The sequence below is a fragment of the Caballeronia sp. LZ032 genome (assembly GCF_031451315.1).
GTDB lineage: Bacteria > Pseudomonadota > Gammaproteobacteria > Burkholderiales > Burkholderiaceae > Caballeronia.
Genome location: NZ_JARUXP010000045.1, coordinates 1 through 778, shown reverse-complemented (window position 1 = coordinate 778; position 778 = coordinate 1). Strand labels below are relative to the sequence as shown.

The 778-nt window shown below is 65.2% G+C and carries 1 protein-coding gene; it reads left to right on the top strand.

What is annotated here, in order from left to right:
• The coding region (locus QCE69_RS39330) for an acyclic terpene utilization AtuA family protein (protein WP_309936155.1) at positions 1–778 on the top strand (778 nt) is incomplete at both ends.

The window sequence follows — 778 nt, the reverse complement described above, 5'->3', positions numbered from 1 at the left end:
GATCCTGACGCCGAACGGCATCCTGGGCTACGGCATCCCGGCGGCCGACTTCTGGCGCGGCATCGATCAACAGCCCGACGCGATGATCGTCGATGGCGGTTCTACCGACCCCGGTCCTTATCTGCTCGGCCTGCCGAAGACACTGGTGACGCGTGAAGCGTATCTGCGCGATCTGTCGCTGATGCTCGACGCCTGCGCCACGCGCAAGGTGCCGATCTATATCAGCTCGGCGGGTGGCCCCGGCATTCGCGCGCATGTGGACTTCATGGTCGATGTGATCGAAGAGATCGCGAAGCGTGAAGGCTATCGCTTCAAGATCGCCAAGATCTATTCGGATGTGGACCCCTCGTATGTCCGCGATGCGATGGGCGAAGGCCGCATCACGCCGTGCGCATCGGCGCCGGAGTTGCAGGTGTCGGATGTGGGCGCGTCGTCGCATATCGTCGCGCAGATGGGTGCGGAGCCGTTTGCGAAGACACTGCGCGAGCATCCCGATCTGGACATCATCGTGGCGGGCCGTGCGTACGATCCGGCGCCGTTCGCGGGACTGTGCATGCTGCACGGGATCGAGCCGGGCATCTACTGGCACATGGGCAAGATCGTCGAGTGCGGGGCGAACTGCGCGGAGCCCAAGGGCAAGGTGATTCTGGCGACGATCCGCCGCGACAGCTTCGACCTCGAACCGATGAACCCGCGCGAGCGCTGCACGCCGGCTTCGGTGGCGGCGCACACGCTGTACGAGAAGACGCGTCCGGATTTGCTGACGGGCCCGGGCGGC